Here is a 14,333-nt window from a genome sequence, read left to right as displayed (position 1 = left end):
ATGATATAGAAAACGGTCTTACCAATCTTATATAATAACGTTAGCTAGTTTTTCATGCAAGTAAGGTGCACTTTACTTCGAGTTGTAACTAATATTCACCAAAAATATAAGGCTTAGCATTTAGCAAAGTGTAAAATATAAGCATGGATAGAATGTAAGATAAATTAAAGCTTCCAACCAGAATTTTGCCGGATGATGATAGGAGATTTTTGTGTTTATTCAGTATTCAGTATCCATAAGGGGCTATGAAGTTGTTTGGGACTATGGGTAAGATTAGTACATTTCTCTATTTAAAAGTATAGGATTGTATGATATTATTTTTAAAAAAACAGTAAAGGTTGTCCTTATGAATTCACTATTTGCTCCAACAGAATCAACGAAAACAAAAGCTATCGTCATCAATTCTCTTTTCATCGCATTAACCCTTGTAGCAACGATGTTCATCAACATAAAGCTACCAATCATGGGCAACGGAGGTCTAATCCATCTCGGTAACGTACCTCTTTTTATAGCAGCCTTTGTTTACGGTAAAAAAACAGGGGCAGTAGCTGGTGCCTTCGGAATGGGCTTATTCGATCTTCTCTCTGGCTGGGCACTTTGGGCACCATTTACATTTATTATTGTAGGTGCAATGGGCTTCGTAGGCGGACTAATTTCCGAAAAAGTACCGGGGAAAAAGATTTATGTTAACACTCTGGCCGTTGCTACTGCACTCATCATTAAAGTGGTTGGCTATTATTTTGCAGAAGTGCTCCTTTATGGTAACTGGATACAGCCATTCGGCTCCATCCCTGGAAACATCATGCAGGTCGCAATAGCAGGTATAATCGTAATACCTCTTGTAGGTCGCTTAAAGAAAAGAGTTTGATTGGTACAGGGGACATTGTTGGCCTCGGACCACCAATATTATAGAAAAATGATGAAGACACTCACGATTATTGATTTATCAATAGTTGTGAGTGTTTTTTTTTACAAAGGCTTTGTTAAAGTCAGATGTTGATTTTTCTCACGAAGACCCGATGAAGTACTAATCTCAATGAGGGATCTCCTGATTAGTCTTTCATCATGCTTATGAAGGACTAATCTTACTAGGAACTCACCTGATTTGTCTTTCATCACGCTTTTGAAGGACTAATCTCACTAGGAATTCTCCTGATTTGTCTTTCATCGACCTTTTATACCGTTGACTAATAATCAACAATGAAATTTAACAAAGCTTTACAAAAAAAAATTAATGGATATTATTTTGCTATCACAAACAACCGCACCCCTAAATTGACTTGAACGGTACGGTTTTGATTTTGGGATAAAAACACCATTATTTACAACAATAGAAATAGTATGTTGTGGAATGGGTGTGTTTTTATAAATGAGGAAAATATGGAGTATCTATACTACTGATTGGAAAAATATCCTCAGTGTTCCTACAGTGGCATTATTGGTGGTTGGACTTATACTGCTTCCTTCCGCATATGCATGGTTTAACATCAAGTCTATGTGGGATCCGTATGGGAATACTTCAGGCATAATCGTTGCCGTTGTCAATGAAGATGAAGGCGCTATAGTTCGTTTAACCAAGCAGAAGATTAATGTTGGAGAAGAAACGATAAAAGCTCTAAAAATGAATAAAAAGCTTGGCTGGGTGTTTGTCGACGAGAAAGAAGCTAAACGCGGAGTAAAACATGGAGATTATTATGCCTATCTTATGATTCCAAAAGAATTTTCTAAGAAAATTACAAGTATTTTAGAAGCAAATCCAGAAAAGCCGCAAATCGTTTTTGGTGTAAATGAAAAAATTAATGCCGTAGCACCTAAAATTGCTGCCACTGGTGCCACAGGAGTAACCGCCCAAATTAGTGAAGCTTTTATCAAAACAGTAGGAGATGCAATTTTCTCGGCATTTTATAAAGCAGGAGTGGAACTTGAAAAGGATTTGCCGTCCATTCTTTCTGTTGAAAACCAAATCTTTGAACTTGAAAAGGCACTCCCGCAAATTGAAGAAATGGGGAGGAAAGCGATTGAATTGGAAGGAAAATTACCTGAAATTCATGAGAATGGCCAACAAATTATTGCCATGGAACAAAGGATTCCTGAACTTGAACAGGTGGGAGCGAGTATCCTAAAAGTGGAGGCAAGCCTGCCGCTTGTCAAGGATGCGGGTGAACAAGTGTTAATTATGCAGGAAAGGCTCAATGATATTTCTAGAACAAATGCCATCATCAATGACGTTGTGACTCAAATAACCGAAATAGAAACCCAATTAAAACAAGCAATGGATAGTGTCAATGAGGCGAATCAATCAGATACCAATTCGGAGCAGTTAACTTCACTATACAATGAACTAATGAATATACACGGAATCATCCAAAGTACCCGGATGGATTTACAGCAAAAGGTAGATCAGGTTACGGGTGGGATTAATTCAGCAGCAGACTTTGTGAAAGATGTCCTGCCTACGGTTGAACAAAAAATCCACAAAGCAGCTGAATTTGTACGGAACGACCTGCCTAAAGTGGAGTCCGATATTCGTGAAGCCGCAGATCTGATTCGTACCAAGCTTCCAGCAGCAGAACAAGCGATCCATAAGGCAGCTGACTTTGCCAGAAATGATTTGCCGGGATTCGAAGAGAAAGTAAGGAATGCAGCAGATCGACTCAGACAGTTTAAGAGCAGCGTCAATATAAATGATTTGATTGAATACTTAAAGCATGATCCAAATAAGGAAAGCAGTTTCTTAGCAAAACCGATACTGTTAAAAACAGAGCGGATTTTTCCAATTCCGAATTACGGGTCAGCGATGACACCCTTTTATACCATGCTCGCACTTTGGGTAGGCGGCACACTTCTGGTGTCTTCACTAAGAGTGGATGTAGAAGACGTGGAAGGTCAATATAAGCACTACCAAATTTATTTTGGAAGACTATTAACGTTTTTGACCATTAGTATTCTCCAAGCGGTCATTGTATCAGTAGGAGATTTGTATATAATCCATGCGTATGTCGCGGACAAACTATGGTTTGTGCTATTTAGTATTTTTATCAGCATTGTGTTTACGATTATTATTTATACGCTTTGTTCGGTGTTTGGCAATATTGGAAAGGGGTTATCCATCATTTTATTGGTATTGCAAATTTCCAGTTCAGGTGCAACCTTTCCTGTTAGCTTGACGCCAGCCTTTTTTCAAACATTGCACCCGTTCATGCCATTCACCTATGGTGTCAGCATACTCCGTGAAACGGTGGGAGGAATGATTAAGGCGGTCGTGATAAGAGACACCCTTTATCTGCTGATTTTTGTTGGTATTAGCTTTCTTGTAGCACTAGTTCTAAAACGACCTTTGGGAGCGTGGATTCACCGTACAGCAGAAAGGGCGAAATCAACCAAAATCGTCCCATGAACCACCCTCATTAAAAACACCCCGTAATGTTAGTAAAGTGTCTAACACTACGGGGCCGTTAATAAAATTGTATCAACAGCAGGAATGACTTTATTATTTGGGAAGATTAATTCCACTACAGTTCATTACCGGTTCAATAATTCTTTCGTCATTAATAAATGCGGAATTCCATCCTCTATAAATATGCTTGATGAACTCTGATAGCCTAGTTTTTTATAGAATCCCTCTGCCTGTGTCTGACCGTGTAATTTGACATGTGTTGCTCCTCTTTCCTGTGCAATTTCCTCTAATGCTGTAATAATTACTTTACCAAGACCGAATTTCCGGTATGGTTCCAGAATACAAATTCTCTCTAATTTTCCAAACTCATTAACCCATCGTACCCGTCCTGTTCCGACAGGTTTTTCTTCGAAATAGACTAAGATATGTTCACATTGACCATTGAGATTGTCAAACTCATCAAATTCATCCTCTATTGGAACGCCTTGTTCCTCAACAAATACGGCTTTCCTTATGTGAAATGCCTTCCTTAGATCATCTTCCATCGTTATTCTTTTTACATTCATGTTTTTTCAATCCTTTAAAATTTAATAATATTATTGTATTTACAACAATAATAAGTTAAATTTAATTTATAGTAATTATGTTGTAATTGCAACAAAAAACTTCATTTAAGGAGTAAGATATGAAGGAAATTTTACGGGAAATTGGAATGATCGCTAGAGCTTTAGATTCTATAAGTAATATAGAATTTAAAGAATATGAGCTTACTAAAGGGCAGTATTTGTACCTTGTGCGGATATGTGAAAACCCCGGAATCATTCAAGAAAAGGTAGCTGAAATGATTAAAGTAGACCGAACAACAGCAGCTCGTGCTATCCAAAAACTTGAAATAAATGGCTTTATCGAAAAGAAAGACGACCAACTTAACAAAAAGATTAAAAAACTCTTTCCAACAGAGAAAGGGAAAAATGTATATCCGTTTATTAAAAGCGAAAATGATTATTCCAATACCGTAGCATTAGAGGGATTTTCCGAAAGAGAGGTAGAAACAATTTTCGACCTTCTTCAAAGAGTAAGAAAAAATATAGAAAAAGACTGGGAACATGTAAAAAAGGGAAACAAGAGAAATTATTGAGTAGATAAAGGAGCGCGCATATTATTATGAGTATAAATATAAAACCGTGTACCATTGAAGACTTATCCATACTTCAAGAGATTAGTTATGAAACATTTAATGAAACATTTAAGGATCAGAACTCGCCCGAAATTATGAATGCTTATTTGGAAAAAGCATTTAACGTAAAACAATTAGAAAAAGAATTATCCAATATCTTTTCCCGATTTTTCTTTGTTTATTTTAATAATGAAGTGGCTGGATATTTGAAGGTGAATTCCCATGACGCTCAGTCGGAAAATATGGGTGAGGATTCCCTTGAAATAGAGAGGATTTATGTAAGGGCCAAATTTCAAAAACTAGGGCTTGGTAAATATCTCATTAATAAGGCGATAGAAATAGCGGTGGAACAGGGAAAAAACAAAATCTGGCTTGGTGTTTGGGAAAAAAACGAGAACGCGATTGCTTTTTACAAGAAAATAGGATTCGTTCAAGCTGGTACGCACTCCTTTTATATGGGTAATGAAGAACAAATAGACTTTATTATGATCAAATCACTTGTCTAATAAAATTTGTTAATATAATAATAATTTTTGAGCGAATCTTAAACAAGGTGAGGAGATCCAAATGAAGAAACAGCGTGACATTATTTTATATATTGGTACTTCAATTGATGGTTATATCGCAAATGATGATGGTACATTAGAATGGTTGGAATCAACAGAAGTCGAAGGAGATTCCGGCTACAGTACACTCCTTGAGAGAATTGACAGTGTTGTAATGGGAAAAGGAACGTATGATGTCGTTCGTGGATTTGATAAGGACTATCCTTATAGTGATTATAAAAATTATGTGTTTTCTAAATCTGTTAGCGGGTCAGATGAGTACGCTTCATTTATTAATGAAGACGTCAAAACTTTTATTCATAAAATTAAACAAGAACCTGGTAAAGATATATGGTTGATTGGTGGAGGAAATTTAGCTCGTGAATTTTTCAAAGAAAATTTAATTGATGAAATCCAACTAGCCATTGCACCCGTAATATTAGGGAAAGGAATCTCCCTTTATATCGGAGATGATATTACACAAAAATACACGTTAACGAAAGTAGAAAAATTAGGTCAACTTGCAATGCTTCATTATATAAAGAAATAATCTGGATCATCTTTCCCCTTTTTGGTAGGGGGAAGAATGATTAAATGTGTGTTTCTCCAGTCTGATTGATTAGAAAAAGACGCCTTCTTATTAAAGAAGGCGAAGCCGATTCCCTTAAAAAATACGATTTAGAAGTTTTATTAAAGCTTCACTTCTACCTCAGTTCCATCCTTCAATTTCGTTTCAAAAAGGATAACTCCACTATGCTTAGATAATCCCTGCAGCAAGGGCTTCAAATCTTTTCTTTCTATTTCCGGGAAGAGGAATTTGCTGCCATCCTTTTCAATTGCTTTTTTTATTAAGCGATTAATCCTTTTTGATGTAATAATTAAACTAACCAAATTTAAAACACCATAGGGAACGGGAATGGAAAATCGTATATCCTTTGCTTTCACCTTGACTTTTAACATAATTTACTCAATCACCACAAAAACTTTATCCCCATTGGCCGAAGTGATGTTAACAATCTCTCCGTCCAATTCGTTTTCAATTGCTTCGATTAGCAGGTCTACGTTAATATCTTTTACATATTTTTCTGCCTCAGGTATTTTTTCAGCAATATTTGTGCCTACTTTTAAAACAGCCTTTACTAGATTAATTGGCAGATTCACATTTACATTATCACCTTGTTCGGAGGTCACACGAATCTTTAACATTTTAGTTCCATAGGGGGCTTCTTTTTTTAATGTCACTAGCTCTGGCTGATCTTTGCCTTGTAAGATAGAAATTAATTCACTTGCTTTTTCCTTATCAATCTTGCCTTCCTCCACCAGCGTTAAGACTCTTGAAATTTCGTCCTTCATTAAACTTCCCCCTCTTTTAATAATTGAATGGCTTTCTCTGCCGTAATTTCGCCTTTTTCCAATAACGATACAATTTTTTTCTTATCCACTTCCGGTTTCTTTTGAGAGGAATATCCCAGAGTAGAGATTATTTCATCTAATTTCCCTCTGACAGTTGGATAGGAAATTCCGAGCTCCTTCTCGACCTCTTTGATATTTCCACGGCATTTAAGAAAAATCTCAATAAAATGCAGCTGTTCCTGACCGAGAGATGCCAGTCTTGAAACTTCAAATTCATTTTCAATTGTTGTCTGGCAATGGTTACACTGTAGCTTAGTGATTTTAAGAGACTTACTGCAAACAGGACAATTAGTAAGTAAAGGATACGCCATACTGTTCTCCTTTCTTTTATTTATTCATATCATACACCATATCCTTGAATTTTCAAATTAATTTTTAAAATTATTTATAAAATTTTATATTTTTATTCAATAAGTTAATTTTAATATTAAATAAATTAATATATTGTACATATAAGTTAAAATGAAACAGCGTCCGCACGAGATTACGATCATTGCGGTCGGGCCACTTACGAATCTGGCGCTCGCAGTTCAAAAGGAACCAGAAATAGTCTCTCTTGTAAAAGAGGTAGTTATCATAGGTGGTGCCGTTTTTGTAAAGGGTAATGTCACTCCATATAGCGAAGCAAATGTAATATCCGACCCTGAAGCAGCTGATAGTGTGTTTTCATCTGGGTTACCAGTAACTGTTGTAGGTCTTGATGTTACTATGCAGACACTATTATCAAATGCAAGATTGGCTGATTGGCGAGCCTTGGGTACGGATGCGTCCCATTTTTTTGCAGATTTGACCAGTTTTTATATGCAATCATATGAAAAATTCCACCCAGGTATTGGCGGTTGTGCCCTACACGACCCTCTTGCTGTTGGTGTTGTAATTGACCCTAGTTTCGTTAAGAAGGAAAAATGGAATGTTAAGGTTGTCTTAGAAGGAGAAGAGTACGGGAGAACCGTAGCGCACTCTGAAGGTGAACACAAAATTCAAGTCTGTACTCAAGTAGAAGCCGACATTTTTTTAAACCATTTTCTAGGCCGACTTTTTTAGCTACTAATTTATGGAGAGAACAGAAGACACATTAAATTCTTTGGATTTTATATCTAGAGCTAATTAATGTGTCTTTTTATTCTCTATCGTTCTGTTTTAATGTAGTCGGATAGCTTTCCAGATTACACCGTATGGCTCTGCCGGTGCATGATGGTATTTCTACTTTTTAAACTCATTCAATCTTTCATAGGTTTCAATCAGAAAATTATAAAACAATTCTTCAGTTGGAAGCAGGTTACGTTCGGCCGGGTAGATAACACCAACTGTTCGAGTGAGTCTCGAATCTGAAATTGGAATAACGACAGTAGAGCGTGGTGTGTTATCTACCAATGTCATCTCAGGCATCAATGCTACTCCCAAGCCTGCAGATACTAACCCCTTTAATGCGTCAATATCTTTCCCTTCGAATGCTATATTTGGTGAAAAACCCACACCGTTACATGCTTGAACAACTTGTTCACGAAATACAAACCCTTCAGGAAGAACGCAGAAGGGGTCATTTATTAAATCCCGTAATCGAATGGATGGCCGGTCCGATAATGGATGATGAAGAGGGATGAGGGCAACGATATTCTCTGTGAATAAGATATCCCCTTTAATCTTTTTTTCTTTTTCCAGATTTGGCATGGGGGCAATCATCGCCAAATTAAATTGACCATTAACAACACCATCTATTAAATCATAATAAAGGGCATTGCTCATTTGAAATTTCGCTTCAGAGAAACGAGTCCGAAAAGAATAAATAATATGAGGCAATGTATGGGCTGCCATGCTAATCGGAAAGGCAATTCGAACAGTCCCTTTTTCAGGACTTAAATACTCTGTTATTTCTCTCTTTGCATCCTCCATCAAATACCAAACATGTTTAATCCGATCATAAAAAATTCTGCCAAGAGGGGTTAATTTTACGCTCCTTCCCTCACGTATAAAAAGCTCTACACCTAATTCCTTTTCTAAATTGGAAATTTGTCTGCTAATGGCAGATTGGGCAATATGCAGCGCATCTGCTGCCTCTGTTACATGCTCTCTTTTTGCTACTTCCAGGAAATATTGTATTTGTCTCGTCTCCATTGTTTTCCACCCCACCTTCATGCGTTTAATTCATGAATTTTATCAAAAAAATCCGAACAATGAATTACTAAATTATATATTGCAAACACATTTTAGAAAAGGAATTATACTAATATAAAAAAGTTACAATCCTGAAAGAAGAGAACTTGCATTTAGTTCTTTTAAATTTATATGCTGTAGTTTAGAGTCGAAAATAAATAGAAAAAGGCTATTTATGATGCTAGGATTCTTTTGGAAAATGGAGGGGATTTTTTTATTTAGACTTTCGCTTGACTTATACTAAGCTTTACCTTGTATCATATTAGAAGGGGCTTTAACTATAGGTCCCTCTTTACTACCCTAAATTAGAACCAACGCGGAAATTAATTTAAGAGTGATTATATTTAACCATAAGGAGAATAAAATGCATGCATTATTAATAGGAGCAACGGGAGCGACAGGTAAAGACTTGCTGGATTTATTGTTAAAAGACGATTCTTATCCTCAGGTAGATATTTTTGTTAGGCGTAATCTGGATATCCAACATGAAAAATTAAAGATACATATTATTAACTTTGATATACCAGAACAATGGAAGCATTTAGTGAAGGGCGATGTTTTATTCTCTTGTTTGGGAACTACACTTAAAGCGGCGGGAGGTAAAGAAGGTCAATGGATAGTGGATTACGATTATCAATACCAGTTTGCAAAATTAGCCAGACAAAACAATGTGAATAATTATGTATTGGTATCTTCTGGTTTTTCTTCGCCTAATTCTCCCTTCTTTTATACTAGGATGAAAGGGCAGTTAGAAGAAGCTGTAAAAGCTTTAGGTTTTTCAAAGTTAGCAATCTTTAACCCGCCTGTATTGATACGAAAAAATAGTGATAGAACTGCTGAAGTTGCCGGATTGAAAGCCATACAGTTTTTTAATAGAATAGGGATTTTTCGCACACAAAATCCTCTGCCGACAGAAATATTGGCTCAAGCCATGATAAATTCCGCCAAAACAAAAGAAAACGGCATTTTTACACTAAAAGGTAAAGCGATTTGGAAATGTGCCGAAACCAATTAAAATGTCTGAGGGTATTAAAATATTTTGCATATAATCTCTATGCTTCAGTTACTACTGAGGCTTTTTTTTATACAATCTAACCTGTAGCTTTATATTTCCATAAAGCAATATGATAGAATATAGGAAGTTTGATACAAATTAAGATTTGGCTCTTAGCAGAAGGGGTAAGTATGAAGAACAAAAATACTCAAATTAATTTAAAGTTATATTACGGCACAGTGTTAGTGGTAATTGCACTTATGCTACTTGGGCTGTTTGCCGGTAATCCACTTCTTCATCATCCTGGACTAGGCTATATTATGCATGGTGTTTTAGTTTTCTTTTTTTCTAGTTGCTTATTAATTTACCCTTTATATAAGTCACATTTTCTTAGGATCATTATCATCGTCATAGCATCTAGTTATTTTTATACCATCTTCTTTTTATATCCGAATACCTGGTCCAACTTTATATTTTTATGCTTTATTCCTGCCATTTCAATCTTGTTTTTTGATACAAAACTCTTTCATCTTTCCTTACTATTAAATACTTTGTCCATCATAAGTCTTTTTAGCTATATTGCCATCATTGACCGAGGAGATCTTTATCCTTATATAAGTAAAGATTTGATTGGAAATATTATTAACTTTTTAGGAAGCCAAGCCATTCTCTATTTTATTTTTTACTTATCGCATGGACGGTTGGAGAAACAGAAGCTCTACTATGAGCAAATTAAACATACAGAACGTCTGAAAATAACTGGACAGCTGGCTGCTGCTGTGGCACACGAGATTAGAAATCCATTAACAGTGGTTAAAGGCTTCTTACAGTTATATGAGAAAGATAATACATATCATAAAAATAGTGAGCGGCATTACTCGTTACTGATTAATGAATTAAACAGTGCAGAACAGGTAATTTCTCAATTTTTATCCATTGCTAAGCCCGACAAAGACACTGAAACGGGACTAGTAAATGTAAAGAATGTTCTTCAAAGTGTAACGGATCTACTCAACACTTACGGCCTCCTACATCATAATGAGATTGTACTAAGTGTGGTGGAGGATTGTTATATCGCTGCGAATACAATCGAATTTAAACAGCTATTAATTAACATTATTAAAAATGCGATTGAAGCATCGAAAGTTGGTGATTCTGTTGTGGTCACCGCTGAAAGGAATAAGAACTTGGTTGAAATTAAAGTAACGGATAGTGGACAAGGAATGTCAAAGGAAGAAATGGAATCTCTTGGTACACCATTTTACTCGTTAAAAAGTAAAGGAACTGGCCTAGGGATGATGATTTGCTTTAATATTGCTGAAAAGTATAAAGGAACCATTCACTTTGATAGCGTAAAAGGTGAAGGAACAACGGTTACCATTCGGTTTCCAGCAGCAAATATGGGGTAAGTAAAAAGGGCTGCAAATATGTAGCCCATTTTTTTATTAGAGAGATAATTGTTTCAAGATAAGCTAATAATCGTCAAATAAATATTAAAACAGCTACTACGATATGAAGAAGCCGTAGGGTCAAAGACTTGAAAATTTCACCTGAATTTCTTTTAAAAACAAATCAGCAGCAGCTGAAAAAACCTGGTGTTTTTTCCATACAATATTTAAGCTAGATTCAAGTCTTGGCTCTAGATGTCTAAAACAAAGGTTACTATCACTAGAAGTATTCACTATTTTATCAAGGGTTAGTGCATAACCAATGCCCTCATCCACCATAATGGCAGCATTATAGGCAAGATTGTATGTAGTTACGACGTTTAATTTATCAAAATCTTCACCAAACCAATCCGCAAATTCATTTTTAGAGAATGTCTGTTTCATTGCCTGTCGTGAACAGATTAGCGGAACATTTAATAAATCCACAGCTTGGATGGTATCTTTGGAAGCAAGTGAACTGTCTTTCCTCATCACAACTCCCCAAACATCTTTGGCAGGGATATTGATATAATTGTATTTTGATAAATCTGCTGGCTGAATTAAAATACCAAAGTCGAGCAATCCCTTGTCAAGCCGTTCAGTCACATCATCTTCGTTTCCGCTGTAGAGGTGATACCGTATATTTGGATAACGTAACTGTAAATCTTTTACTACCCGAGCGATCTGTCTCATGGCATCTGTTTCCCCACCACCAATGTAAACATCACCACTAATTGTTTCCTCCATGGAACTAAATTCTGCCTCTAATTTATCGATCATATCAATGATTTCTTCTGCTCGCTTTCGCAGAAGCATTCCTTCTTCTGTAAGTACGATACTATGACTACTGCGAATGAATAGTTTTTTTCCTAACTGTTGTTCGAGGTCTTTTAATTGTCTTGATAAGGTTGGCTGGGTAAGATGCAAAAAATCAGCAGCACCTGTAATACTTCCTTCTCTTGCAACAGTAAGAAAATAGCGCAAAACCCTTAATTCCATCTTTTACTCCTCCTTTATCATGTTTTAGTATATATAGTTCAGAAATGCCTATCAAGCATATCATGGTATTTGATATAAGTAATTGCTATATACCAGGATTACACTAGAATTATTAACAAAGGATGATTTTAGGTAAAACACGTATAAAAGCTAAAGTCATTTAAAAGTTGAAGATAGGAGTTGTTTATTTGACTAAACGGAATAATTTGGTGATTTTTATATTAACAATTGGAGTATTTGGCATTTTAAATACTGAAATGGGTGTTATAGGGATATTACCTGACATTGCCGAACATTTTCATGTCAGTGTATCAAAAGCAGGATGGCTGGTGAGTCTTTTTGCCTTGGTTGTTGCAGTATCTGGTCCAACGATGCCTTTATTATTTTCAGGAATCAATCGGAAGAAGGTCATGTTACTTGTACTAGGTGTTTTTGTTTTTGGTAACATCGTATCCATATTTACATCTAACTTTACCATTCTATTAATGGCTCGTATCATTCCAGCCTTTTTTCATCCAATTTATTGTTCGTTGGCTTTTTCCGTAGCGGCCGCCTCAGTAAGTAAAGAAGAAGCACCAAAAGCTGTTTCGAGAGTATTTATTGGGGTATCTGCCGGTATGGTAGTCGGTGTACCAGTGGCAAGTTTTATTGCTACCGCAGTTTCTTTACAAATGGCGATGGTATTCTTTGCTGTTGTGAATGCCGTAGCATTCATTGCTACGTTACTTTTTGTACCATCTATGCCGGTAGAGGAAAGACTTTCTTATGGAACTCAAATATCAGTATTAAAAAAATCAATGACATGGCTTTCTATCGTAACAGTCATTTTATTAAATTCCGCCGTATTCGGAGTTTATAGTTATCTTGCTGATTATCTGAAAACCGTTACCAATATGTCTTCGAATTCTATTAGTTTAATACTATTCGTCTACGGTGGAGCCAATATTATAGGAAATATTGTGGCAGGGAAATTATTAACTAAAAATGCGAAGAAATCTGTCGTAACCTATCCTTTTGTATTAGGGGCAGTTTATATCCTATTATTTTTCACAGGACATTTAACCGTACCTATGGCGATTATTGCGTTAATTTGGGGAGTATTGGCAGGTATTGGGGGCAATATCACTCAGTATTGGATTATGTCTGCAGCTCCCGAGGCTCCTGATTTTGCGAATGGATTATTTCTAACATCCGCTAACTTAGGAACAACATTTGGGGCAGCTGTGGGCGGATTAATTATATCGGATATGGGTACACAATACGTTGTGATAGTAGGAATTCTATCATTGATACTAGGTTTATTAACTATTTTACTAAGAAATTATATGTGTAGTTCTACAAAACAACTCTCGACATAGGGAGTATCTCTTTTAGAGTTTTTAGAAGGTACTCAATCTGAGAACGAGAAATGGAGGATTTACATGTCACATGATAAACAAGTTGCACTTGTCACCGGCGGGAATCGAGGAATTGGATATGAGTTGGTCAAGCACTTGGCATTGAAAGGTTTTAAGGTCATTTTGGCAAGTCGGGACCCCGAGATGGGTCATGAAGCTGCGCAAAAACTTATCGATTCAAATCTTGATGTTTCTTTTGTGGAAATGGATGTAGATAATCAAGAAAGCATTAATCAAGCTGCCATTACAGTAAATAAGCGTTTTGGAAGATTAGACGTATTGGTAAATAATGCAGGCGTGTATTTAGATAAGAATGAAAAGTTATTGGCTATGGATCTTGGCATTCTGGAGAAAACAATGGCTACTAATTTCTTCGGTGTTTACCATGTGATTCGTTCCTTTATTCCCCTCATGGAAAAACAGGGGTATGGGAGAATTATTAATGTTTCCTCAGAATATGGGGCGATGAGCGAAATGTCTTATCCAGGAGTAGGAGCTTATAAATTGTCTAAATTTGCCCTAAATGGATTAACACGATTGGTAGCTTCGGAAATCAATGGTGATATCAAAATAAATGCAGTCGATCCTGGATGGGTAAGCTCAGATATGGGAGGACAATCTGCTCCAATAACTCCTAAGCAAGCTGCTGAGTCTATCCTGTGGTTAGCGACTATTGGACCTGAAGGACCCAATGGAGGATTCTTCAGAGATGGAGATCAAATCGATTGGTAATATTTGAATGGAGTCTTTTTATAGCAATTGTTCAGCCAGAGGATACAAATATTAATGATATTTATTGGAGGAATTTTGATTAAGTCCATATAATTGTA

Annotated in this window: 16 protein-coding genes; 10 read left to right on the top strand and 6 right to left on the bottom strand. The window is 36.2% G+C overall.

Translation table 11 applies throughout. The features are described from left to right. Nucleotides 1–346: 346 nt before the first annotated feature. The gene (locus CHI06_RS25955) at nucleotides 347–868 is read left to right on the top strand and encodes an ECF transporter S component (protein WP_095251558.1); all 522 of its coding nucleotides are present in this window, start codon (nucleotides 347–349) and stop codon (nucleotides 866–868) included. A 501-nt stretch (nucleotides 869–1,369) separates the two neighbouring features. Then, on the top strand, nucleotides 1,370–3,397 hold the full coding sequence (locus tag CHI06_RS25950; protein WP_095251542.1) for a YhgE/Pip domain-containing protein: 2,028 nt from the start codon (nucleotides 1,370–1,372) through the stop codon (nucleotides 3,395–3,397). A 125-nt stretch (nucleotides 3,398–3,522) separates the two neighbouring features. On the opposite strand, the gene CHI06_RS25945 is transcribed toward CHI06_RS25950, so the two are convergent. Further along, a complete protein-coding gene (locus tag CHI06_RS25945) occupies nucleotides 3,523–3,963 on the bottom strand; it encodes a GNAT family N-acetyltransferase (protein WP_095251541.1) in 441 nt (146 codons plus the stop codon). A 119-nt stretch (nucleotides 3,964–4,082) separates the two neighbouring features. Between CHI06_RS25945 and CHI06_RS25940 the strand changes: the two genes are divergently transcribed. The 3 genes from CHI06_RS25940 to CHI06_RS25930 all read left to right on the top strand — a co-directional run bounded on the left by CHI06_RS25940 (nucleotide 4,083) and on the right by CHI06_RS25930 (nucleotide 5,669). After that, nucleotides 4,083–4,535, top strand: a complete 453-nt coding sequence (locus CHI06_RS25940) for a MarR family winged helix-turn-helix transcriptional regulator (RefSeq protein ID WP_095251540.1) — start codon at nucleotides 4,083–4,085, stop codon at nucleotides 4,533–4,535. 26 nt (nucleotides 4,536–4,561) lie between these two features. Beyond that, nucleotides 4,562–5,080: a GNAT family N-acetyltransferase gene (locus CHI06_RS25935; RefSeq protein WP_095251539.1), complete on the top strand. Its 519-nt coding sequence runs from the start codon at nucleotides 4,562–4,564 to the stop codon at nucleotides 5,078–5,080. 61 nt (nucleotides 5,081–5,141) lie between these two features. Further along, nucleotides 5,142–5,669, top strand: coding sequence for a dihydrofolate reductase family protein (locus CHI06_RS25930; RefSeq protein ID WP_095251538.1), 528 nt, complete (start codon nucleotides 5,142–5,144; stop codon nucleotides 5,667–5,669). Nucleotides 5,670–5,809: 140 nt separating this feature from the next. Here CHI06_RS25930 and CHI06_RS25925 read toward each other — a convergent pair whose 3' ends face one another. The 3 genes from CHI06_RS25925 to CHI06_RS25915 are packed head-to-tail and all read right to left on the bottom strand — an operon-like array spanning nucleotide 5,810 to nucleotide 6,843. Continuing rightward, nucleotides 5,810–6,079: a hypothetical protein gene (locus tag CHI06_RS25925; protein ID WP_095251537.1), complete on the bottom strand. Its 270-nt coding sequence runs from the start codon at nucleotides 6,077–6,079 to the stop codon at nucleotides 5,810–5,812. 3 nt (nucleotides 6,080–6,082) lie between these two features. Next, complete coding sequence (locus CHI06_RS25920) at nucleotides 6,083–6,472, bottom strand: SHOCT-like domain-containing protein (RefSeq protein ID WP_095251536.1); 390 nt, start codon at nucleotides 6,470–6,472, stop codon at nucleotides 6,083–6,085. Further along, the gene (locus tag CHI06_RS25915) at nucleotides 6,472–6,843 is read right to left on the bottom strand and encodes a DUF2089 domain-containing protein (protein WP_095251535.1); all 372 of its coding nucleotides are present in this window, start codon (nucleotides 6,841–6,843) and stop codon (nucleotides 6,472–6,474) included. Before CHI06_RS25915 ends, CHI06_RS25920 begins: the two co-directional genes overlap by 1 nt. 151 nt (nucleotides 6,844–6,994) lie before the next feature. Here CHI06_RS25915 and CHI06_RS25910 point away from each other — a divergent pair, with 151 nt between their 5' ends. Next, a complete protein-coding gene (locus CHI06_RS25910) occupies nucleotides 6,995–7,576 on the top strand; it encodes a nucleoside hydrolase (RefSeq protein ID WP_095251534.1) in 582 nt (193 codons plus the stop codon). A gap of 159 nt (nucleotides 7,577–7,735) precedes the next feature. On the opposite strand, the gene CHI06_RS25905 is transcribed toward CHI06_RS25910, so the two are convergent. Continuing rightward, on the bottom strand, nucleotides 7,736–8,647 hold the full coding sequence (locus tag CHI06_RS25905) for a LysR family transcriptional regulator (RefSeq protein ID WP_095251533.1): 912 nt from the start codon (nucleotides 8,645–8,647) through the stop codon (nucleotides 7,736–7,738). 403 nt (nucleotides 8,648–9,050) lie between these two features. Here CHI06_RS25905 and CHI06_RS25900 point away from each other — a divergent pair, with 403 nt between their 5' ends. Then, nucleotides 9,051–9,701 (top strand): NAD(P)H-binding protein, encoded by a 651-nt coding sequence (locus tag CHI06_RS25900; RefSeq protein ID WP_095251532.1) that lies wholly within the window; start codon nucleotides 9,051–9,053, stop codon nucleotides 9,699–9,701. Between the two features lie 170 nt (nucleotides 9,702–9,871). Further along, entirely contained in the window at nucleotides 9,872–11,089 is a 1,218-nt protein-coding gene (locus CHI06_RS25895) for a sensor histidine kinase (RefSeq protein WP_095251531.1), read from the top strand. A gap of 120 nt (nucleotides 11,090–11,209) precedes the next feature. On the opposite strand, the gene CHI06_RS25890 is transcribed toward CHI06_RS25895, so the two are convergent. Beyond that, complete coding sequence (locus CHI06_RS25890) at nucleotides 11,210–12,106, bottom strand: LysR family transcriptional regulator (RefSeq protein WP_095251530.1); 897 nt, start codon at nucleotides 12,104–12,106, stop codon at nucleotides 11,210–11,212. A 188-nt stretch (nucleotides 12,107–12,294) separates the two neighbouring features. On the opposite strand from CHI06_RS25890, the gene CHI06_RS25885 reads away from it, so the two are divergent. Beyond that, entirely contained in the window at nucleotides 12,295–13,464 is a 1,170-nt protein-coding gene (locus CHI06_RS25885) for an MFS transporter (protein WP_095251529.1), read from the top strand. Between the two features lie 63 nt (nucleotides 13,465–13,527). Further along, on the top strand, nucleotides 13,528–14,235 hold the full coding sequence (locus CHI06_RS25880; protein WP_095251528.1) for an SDR family NAD(P)-dependent oxidoreductase: 708 nt from the start codon (nucleotides 13,528–13,530) through the stop codon (nucleotides 14,233–14,235). The last annotated feature ends 98 nt before the right edge of the window (nucleotides 14,236–14,333 follow it).

The sequence above is a fragment of the Bacillus sp. 7884-1 genome, from assembly GCF_002272245.1.
GTDB lineage: Bacteria > Bacillota > Bacilli > Bacillales > Cytobacillaceae > Neobacillus.
The sequence above is the reverse complement of the archived record's forward strand: the minus strand, read 5'-3'. Positions and strand labels throughout refer to the sequence as shown.

What these genes read in the sequence shown, in the direction of transcription:
- CHI06_RS25955 (WP_095251558.1), top strand. Translation starts at nt 347, where the DNA reads ATGAATTCACTATTTGCTCCAACAGAATCAACGAAAACAAAAGCTATC.
- CHI06_RS25950 (WP_095251542.1), top strand. Translation starts at nt 1,370, where the DNA reads ATGAGGAAAATATGGAGTATCTATACTACTGATTGGAAAAATATCCTC.
- CHI06_RS25945 (WP_095251541.1), bottom strand. Translation starts at nt 3,963, where the DNA reads ATGAATGTAAAAAGAATAACGATGGAAGATGATCTAAGGAAGGCATTT.
- CHI06_RS25940 (WP_095251540.1), top strand. Translation starts at nt 4,083, where the DNA reads ATGAAGGAAATTTTACGGGAAATTGGAATGATCGCTAGAGCTTTAGAT.
- CHI06_RS25935 (WP_095251539.1), top strand. Translation starts at nt 4,562, where the DNA reads ATGAGTATAAATATAAAACCGTGTACCATTGAAGACTTATCCATACTT.
- CHI06_RS25930 (WP_095251538.1), top strand. Translation starts at nt 5,142, where the DNA reads ATGAAGAAACAGCGTGACATTATTTTATATATTGGTACTTCAATTGAT.
- CHI06_RS25925 (WP_095251537.1), bottom strand. Translation starts at nt 6,079, where the DNA reads ATGTTAAAAGTCAAGGTGAAAGCAAAGGATATACGATTTTCCATTCCC.
- CHI06_RS25920 (WP_095251536.1), bottom strand. Translation starts at nt 6,472, where the DNA reads ATGAAGGACGAAATTTCAAGAGTCTTAACGCTGGTGGAGGAAGGCAAG.
- CHI06_RS25915 (WP_095251535.1), bottom strand. Translation starts at nt 6,843, where the DNA reads ATGGCGTATCCTTTACTTACTAATTGTCCTGTTTGCAGTAAGTCTCTT.
- CHI06_RS25910 (WP_095251534.1), top strand. Translation starts at nt 6,995, where the DNA reads ATGAAACAGCGTCCGCACGAGATTACGATCATTGCGGTCGGGCCACTT.
- CHI06_RS25905 (WP_095251533.1), bottom strand. Translation starts at nt 8,647, where the DNA reads ATGGAGACGAGACAAATACAATATTTCCTGGAAGTAGCAAAAAGAGAG.
- CHI06_RS25900 (WP_095251532.1), top strand. Translation starts at nt 9,051, where the DNA reads ATGCATGCATTATTAATAGGAGCAACGGGAGCGACAGGTAAAGACTTG.
- CHI06_RS25895 (WP_095251531.1), top strand. Translation starts at nt 9,872, where the DNA reads ATGAAGAACAAAAATACTCAAATTAATTTAAAGTTATATTACGGCACA.
- CHI06_RS25890 (WP_095251530.1), bottom strand. Translation starts at nt 12,106, where the DNA reads ATGGAATTAAGGGTTTTGCGCTATTTTCTTACTGTTGCAAGAGAAGGA.
- CHI06_RS25880 (WP_095251528.1), top strand. Translation starts at nt 13,528, where the DNA reads ATGTCACATGATAAACAAGTTGCACTTGTCACCGGCGGGAATCGAGGA.